This window comes from uncultured Veillonella sp. (assembly GCF_963524655.1).
GTDB lineage: Bacteria > Bacillota > Negativicutes > Veillonellales > Veillonellaceae > Veillonella.
Map to the genome: position 1 here is coordinate 21076 of NZ_CAURHA010000028.1, position 6617 is coordinate 27692.

General features: G+C 40.8%; 5 protein-coding genes and 1 pseudogene. 5 read left to right on the plus strand and 1 reads right to left on the minus strand.

The genetic code is table 11. The features are described 5' to 3' along the window. The first annotated feature begins 92 nt into the window (after positions 1-92). The 5 genes from hisH (at position 93) to RYM16_RS06495 (ending at position 6008) form a co-directional block, all read left to right on the plus strand. Positions 93-719: an imidazole glycerol phosphate synthase subunit HisH gene (gene hisH, locus RYM16_RS06475; protein WP_054748299.1), complete on the plus strand. Its 627-nt coding sequence runs from the start codon at positions 93-95 to the stop codon at positions 717-719. 12 nt (positions 720-731) lie between these two features. Further along, positions 732-1499: an imidazole glycerol phosphate synthase subunit HisF gene (gene hisF, locus RYM16_RS06480; protein WP_314983063.1), complete on the plus strand. Its 768-nt coding sequence runs from the start codon at positions 732-734 to the stop codon at positions 1497-1499. A 239-nt stretch (positions 1500-1738) separates the two neighbouring features. After that, on the plus strand, positions 1739-3571 hold the full coding sequence (locus tag RYM16_RS06485) for a carbon starvation protein A (protein WP_314983064.1): 1833 nt from the start codon (positions 1739-1741) through the stop codon (positions 3569-3571). Between the two features lie 282 nt (positions 3572-3853). Next, complete coding sequence (locus RYM16_RS06490; RefSeq protein ID WP_314983065.1) at positions 3854-5470, plus strand: membrane biogenesis protein AsmA; 1617 nt, start codon at positions 3854-3856, stop codon at positions 5468-5470. Positions 5471-5597: 127 nt separating this feature from the next. Then, positions 5598-6008: a hypothetical protein gene (locus tag RYM16_RS06495; protein WP_314983066.1), complete on the plus strand. Its 411-nt coding sequence runs from the start codon at positions 5598-5600 to the stop codon at positions 6006-6008. Positions 6009-6134: 126 nt separating this feature from the next. Here RYM16_RS06495 and RYM16_RS06500 read toward each other — a convergent pair. After that, positions 6135-6617, minus strand: a pseudogene (locus RYM16_RS06500) (copper amine oxidase N-terminal domain-containing protein); the annotation flags it as partial.

Here is a 6617-nt window from a genome sequence, read left to right on the forward strand (position 1 = left end):
GAATATATATAACGGAAACAACGTGAATGCGTGAATGTTTGAGCCCTAGTATTTTCTCTAGGGCTCATTAAGGCGGTTGAAAGGAGTTTATTATGATTGCCATTATAGATTATGACGCAGGGAACACATTTAACGTCCAGAAAGCTTTTGCCTACATCGGCCTCGATGCAGTGCTAACAGCGGATCCTGAGGTTATATTAAACGCTGATGGCGTTCTCTTGCCAGGTGTAGGCGCGTATGCATCGGCAGTAGCAGTTCTAAAAGAACGTGGCTTAGTCGATGTACTTCATGAAGTAGTAAAGCGTGAAATTCCACTATTAGGCATTTGTTTAGGTATGCAATTATTATTTGAGGAATCCGAAGAGTACGGTCCAACTCCAGGTTTAGGTCTTATTCCTGGCAAGGTAAAAGAAATTCCTCGCGATCTTGGTCTCAGTGTGCCTCACATGGGCTGGAACAAGAATGTAGTTCATCATCAAGATAGTCCTTTTAGTAATGTAGACGATCAATACACTTATTTCGTTCATTCCTATTATGTAGATACAGATCCTGAATATATCATTTCCACAGCTAACTATGGTATCGATGTACCTGGCGTAGTTGAACGTGGCAGAGTGTATGGAATGCAATTCCATCCTGAAAAAAGTGGTATTGTAGGTCTGAATTTGTTGCGTACGTTTGGTAATATTACAGAAGCTTACGCAGACTCAAAAAAATAGGAGGACGACTGAATGTTAGCAAAACGTATTATCCCTTGCCTTAGCGTGGCGAATGGCCGCGTACAGAATGGTGTACAATTCCGTGATATGGTTGACGCAGGGGATCCAGTAGAATGTGCAGAACGTTATGAAATACAAGGCGCTGATGAGCTTGTATTATTAGATATTACGGCTACAACAGAAGGTCGTAAAACTTTCACAGATATGGTTCTTAAATCCTCTGATAAGGTATTTATGCCACTTACTGTTGGTGGTGGGATAACCTCTGTTGAGGATATGACGGCTCTTATGAAAGCTGGTGCTGATAAGATTTCCATTAATACTGCCGCTTTGGCTAATCCATCCCTTATTACAGAAGGGGCTAAAAAGTTCGGTAACCAAGGTATCGTTGTATGTCTTGATGTAAAATATAATCCTTTTGAAAAGGTTTGGTACGCTTACGGTCATGGTCAGACAGGTGAATCTGGACAACGTAGAAATGCTCTTGAATGGGCAAAAGAAGCGGTAGAACGCGGTGCAGGTGAGTTATTGGTAACTAGTATCGATAGACATGGCACAGGCATTGGCTTTGATATTGAATTATACCAAGCATTAGCCGAAGTAGTAGATGTTCCTGTAACAGCTTTCGGTGGTGCAGGTAATGTACAGCATTTTGTGGATTTATTTACAAAAACGAATGTAACTGGTGCCCTTGCTGGCGTATTGTTACACAATAAAGTGTTAACTATAAAAGATATTAAGAAGGCTCTCCACGAAGCTGGTATCGTGGTAAGACTATAGATATAAACTATTTTTCTACACTTATTAAGGCATTCTCCTATGTGGAGGATGCCTTTTTGTTATGTCTTTAAGTTATAGAGAGCTTTCAAAATGACTAAATAGTAGTTGACACTCTCGTGATTAGTTATACAATGAATGTGTAAGTACTAACATTTTTACAAGCCAAAGTGGCATGGAAACATAAGTTTTTATCAGAAATTTCATATACACCATGTCACGAAACAAATGGAGGTGTTTATATGGTTATGAATGGTATTTACTTAGTTATTGCCTCCGCGTGTATTCTGATTTTAGCGTACCGCTTTTATGGGGCTTTCATAGCGGCTAAGGTATTGACCTTGGACCAATATCGTCCGACGCCGGCTATGATTCACAACGATGGTCACGATTACGTGCCAACTAACAAATGGGTAACCTTTGGTCATCACTTTGCGGCTATTGCAGGTGCGGGCCCTCTTGTAGGTCCTGTTATTGCAGCCCAGTTCGGGTATTTGCCGGGTGCCTTATGGATCCTTATCGGTTCCGTATTAGCCGGTGCTGTACATGACATGGTTATCTTATTCGCTTCAGTTCGCTATGACGGTAAGTCTATTGCGGATATTGCTCGCGAAGAAATCAGTAAACTCGCTGGTTTCGGTGCTATGCTTGCTACCTTGTTCCTATTGGTTATTACCCTTGCTGGTATGGCCGTAGTAGTAGCGAACGCATTGCATAACTCTCCTTGGGGATTCTTCTCCGTATTCGCTACAATTCCAATCGCTATTTTTATCGGTATTTATTTAAAATGGTTGCGTCCTGGTAAAATCCAAGAGGCTACTATCATTGGTGTAGCGTTAATCTTCGTAGGTATTATCTACGGTCCAAACATCGCGGCTAGCGAATATGCTTCTTGGTTCACATACGACTTGCAAACTATTGAAATTATGCTTGCAGTGTATGGTTTCTTTGCAGCAGCATTGCCAGTATGGCTATTGCTCGCTCCTCGTGATTATTTGTCTACATACCTTAAAATCGGTACAATTGGCGCCTTGGCTTTCGGTATTATCATCGTAATGCCTGAAATCCAAATGCCAGCTGTTACTCCATACATCTGGGGTGGCGGTCCTGTATTGAAAGGTTCTGTATTCCCTTACATCTTCATTACTATTGCATGTGGTGCGTTATCTGGTTTCCATACTGTTATTGCAACTGGTACAACACCTAAAATGCTTACTAATGAAAGAGAAATCTTACCTATCGGTTATGGTGCAATGTTAACAGAAGGCTTCATCGCTATGATGGCGTTGATCGCAGCGACTGCATTGCATCCAGACGATTACTTTGCTATTAACTCTACAGTAGAATCCTTCAAAGCCTTAGGTCTTCAAGTTCATGAATTGCCAGCATTGTCCGCAATGGTTGGTGAAGACTTGATGCACCGTCCTGGTGGCGCCGTATCCTTAGCAGTAGGTATGGCTCATATCTTCTCCAGATTGCCTAACATGGATCATTTGCTTGGTTATTGGTATCACTTCTGTATCATGTTCGAAGCTTTGTTCATCATGACTTTAATCGATGCTGGTACTCGCGTAGGTCGTTACTTACTTCAAGAATTATTAGGTCATTTCCATCCTAAATTCAACGACCAACATTGGGCTCCTGGCGTATATGGTTGTGCAGCTTTGATCTGTATCTTGTGGGGCTACCTAGTTCTACAAGGTAACATCGGTATTATCTGGCCTCTATTCGGCGTATCTAACCAATTATTAGGTACTATGACATTGGCTGTAAGTACTACAGTTATCATGCGACTTGGCCGCAAACGCTATGCATGGGTTACAGGTATCCCATGTATCCTAATGGCTATCGTTGCTATTGCTGCAGACTTTGAAAACGTATTTAACAGCTATATCCCAGCTGGTAAATGGATCCTAGTAGTATTCAGTGCTGCCATGTTCCTGATGATCCTTATCGTATTAGTAGAAGCAGTTCGCAGCTGGATTCGCTTGGCGGACATTCCTCAAGACTATCGCACTCAAGAAGAAATTGAAGCTGAAAGCCTTGTAAAATACGGTAAACAAGCAAAAGCATAATATAATACCATAAAGGTTTTAGAGCTCCATCCATTTGGATGGAGCTCTCTTCTTTTTTAGTAATGTTTTATAGCCTTATTATTTTAAAAGATTAGTAGTGTTATTTTATTTTAATGGGACGCCTTCATAACAAACGTTATGAAATGAGTGGTCCAAACATAATGAGCGACTTAGCTCGCTTTGGAGCGAAGTTGTATGGGCCACTCATTTCAATATGTAGACCGATATGTTTTGGGGCCCCATTAAAATAAAATTGTAAACGTATCGTGATATAATAAGGCTATGAAACATTATATGCGTTCCTATTGGACAAAATATAAACAATTGTATAAGAAGGGCCTAAAAGGCATTGCAGCTTTTCTTGCTATTGGAGCGATCGTTTTCTTTGTATTGGCTACCATTGCTAGTCGCGGGATGGGCGTTATCTTTAACGAGGTTATGGCCCGCCAGACCATGATGCGCGGTACTGTTACTGTGGAAAGTTTATCTGCTACGCCGTGGGGAATGCTATCCTTTACTGATTTAGTGTGGACAGATCCTGATGGGCGAAGGCTAGTAACAGTTCCTAGCGGTAAGATACGAGTTAACATGTGGGATGTGGTGACGCGCAACTTTAAAGCCTCCGCTATCAATGGTATAGAGCTAGATGATGCGGTCATCGTCGTCGATTTGGATGAAAACAACCGAATCGACTTTGTTCCACCATCGCCTGATGTAAAGAAACCTCTGAATGAGGTGGCGCCACGACCTAAAGGGCCTAGAAAGACTACTCAAGAGCGACAAGAGGAGTTAGGTAAACGGGTACGAAACTTTAATTGGGATGGTCAACATTTAGACCTAACAATTAAGTTGAGAAACAACCAACTTGAGATTTTTGATCGCAATCGTCACTATGTGATGAAGGATGTAAATGCTCGGATAGTCATAGATACTAATCGTGCTATACACATTGATATGGAGACGGGGAAATTTGGCGGTACCGCTATTGGTGATGGACTTGTTTTAAAAGGTCGCGTTGATTTAAAGGATGTTTTAAAGCATCGCATGCCTCAGCTAGATTTACAGTTTGATGTGAAAGGCGTAGATCCATCATCCCTTGGGTTCGGTGAGAATATTCACGATGCCATGACCTTGCTCACAAAGGTAACAGGTGATTTTAACAGGCCTTTTGCTAAAGGTCGTGTAACTATGCCGATTTTGAGAATCCCTGCATTGACCTTTGATAATGTGGTAGGCGATGTGACATACCAAGACGGTATATTGAACTTCTCTAACGTCAATGCCAATGTGTTCAACGGTAAGCTAGAGGCGAAAGGTGTTTATAATTTGGACACTCGTGCCTATACGATTACTGGCGTAGCAAAGGATTTAGACAGCAGTGTAGCCCTTAAGACGCCAGAGTTCCTCGTGCCTGTATCGGCTAATTTGAACTTTAAAAGCGAAGGCATGCCTCGTGATATGGAAGTATGGGGGAATTTCTGGTCCGGCGATGGGCACTATATGCTCATACCCATTCAAAGCATTACAGGGAACTTTCACAATAAGGGGCGTCATCTGTCCTTTAGTGATGTGAAAGTAAACACGAGGATTACTACGATTTCAACGAATGCCTTGAGAATTGATGAGGGGCAGCTTACGATGGGACCACTCAATATTACGTCCCACGGGGGCAGTAATTTTATTCTCTATGATGAAGACTCGTTAAATGAGCTAGATGAGAATATGGACCGAATTAAAGAGGGCATGAAGCAAGCTAGCGATAATAGTAAGCGTGTCTCGGAGTCTGCAAAAGGTCTTAAAGGTGTCAAGGTTCCTGACGATGTCAAAGGATCTATGAAAGATTTGAAGCGACAAATGGATTCTGTAAAAGATAGCGTTGAAAGAGTCAAAATTAATTGATAAATGAAATGTTGATGATGTTTACAATAGTTCATTGTGAGTTTAAATAACAAGTTTATAATAAATCTCCGTTATCAGAATTTTTGATAATCATGCATTTCTTTTAATACTTGCTATGGAGGTTTTTATGAAAGCATCTAAACAATTATCTATCGTTTTGGCAGCCACTGTTCTTGCGTTTGGCGTAGCTACATTGGCACCTCAACAAGCGGACGCTTCTTATGGCTATAAATATACTGATTCCCAACGTCCACCAGTATCTACTCCAACAGGTTACGTTAATCCATCCATGGGTTCTACAGTAACAGTTACAGATCCTGCACCTACTACTAATACAAACAAACTTACAGCACCTGTAACTAATAATAAAAATGTTACAATTGAAAGCGTTAACACGACTAATGTAGCTCCTAAATATTCTGATTACAATGATATTGCAGCATACTCTCTAGCAGTAGCTGACTATTTCATGGCGAAAATCATGGCTATATATGGTAATGGTAATACAGCACTTAACCGCTATGGTTTCGGTAGATAATTTACTTGAAATAAACCATTTTTAGTTACATTTACAGAATAAAAAGGTCCCTTGTGGACTGTACACCTCAAGATTATATCTTATGGGGAGCAGTCCATTTGGGACCTTTTGTTGTATCCGTATGGATTAACGATCTAAGCCGTTTCGACGTTGGTATTCGGATTTTTCAGTAGCTTTTGTATCTGTTGTAGTTACAGAGTCCTTAGCCAATGTTTTTTTGATTTTAATAAGTGGTTTTTCTGTCGCTTTTGGATCTACTTTCTTTACATCCTTTTGAGATGGTGGTAAGAATGTACTGAGATCATTTTTGTGAGATACTTCTGTATTTGTAGTAGACGCCAATTGTGCACGTTGAGGGGCGATGAAGATTTCGTCTTTTGTAATATTTACTTGGTTCAATAGTAATTTGAACACTTGTGGTTTTACAAAGATAGTGCCGTTTACCTTACGTGCTGCTGGCAAGAAGGATTCAGATGTATCAAGGTTGATAACTTTTAATTTACCGTGGCGAATCACATCGGCAAAGTCTGGTTGGATCGCTAATGTAGCGATGTTCATATCTACTAATGCTGTTTTAGTAGGCTCATCCCATGCCACTTTATAGCCCAA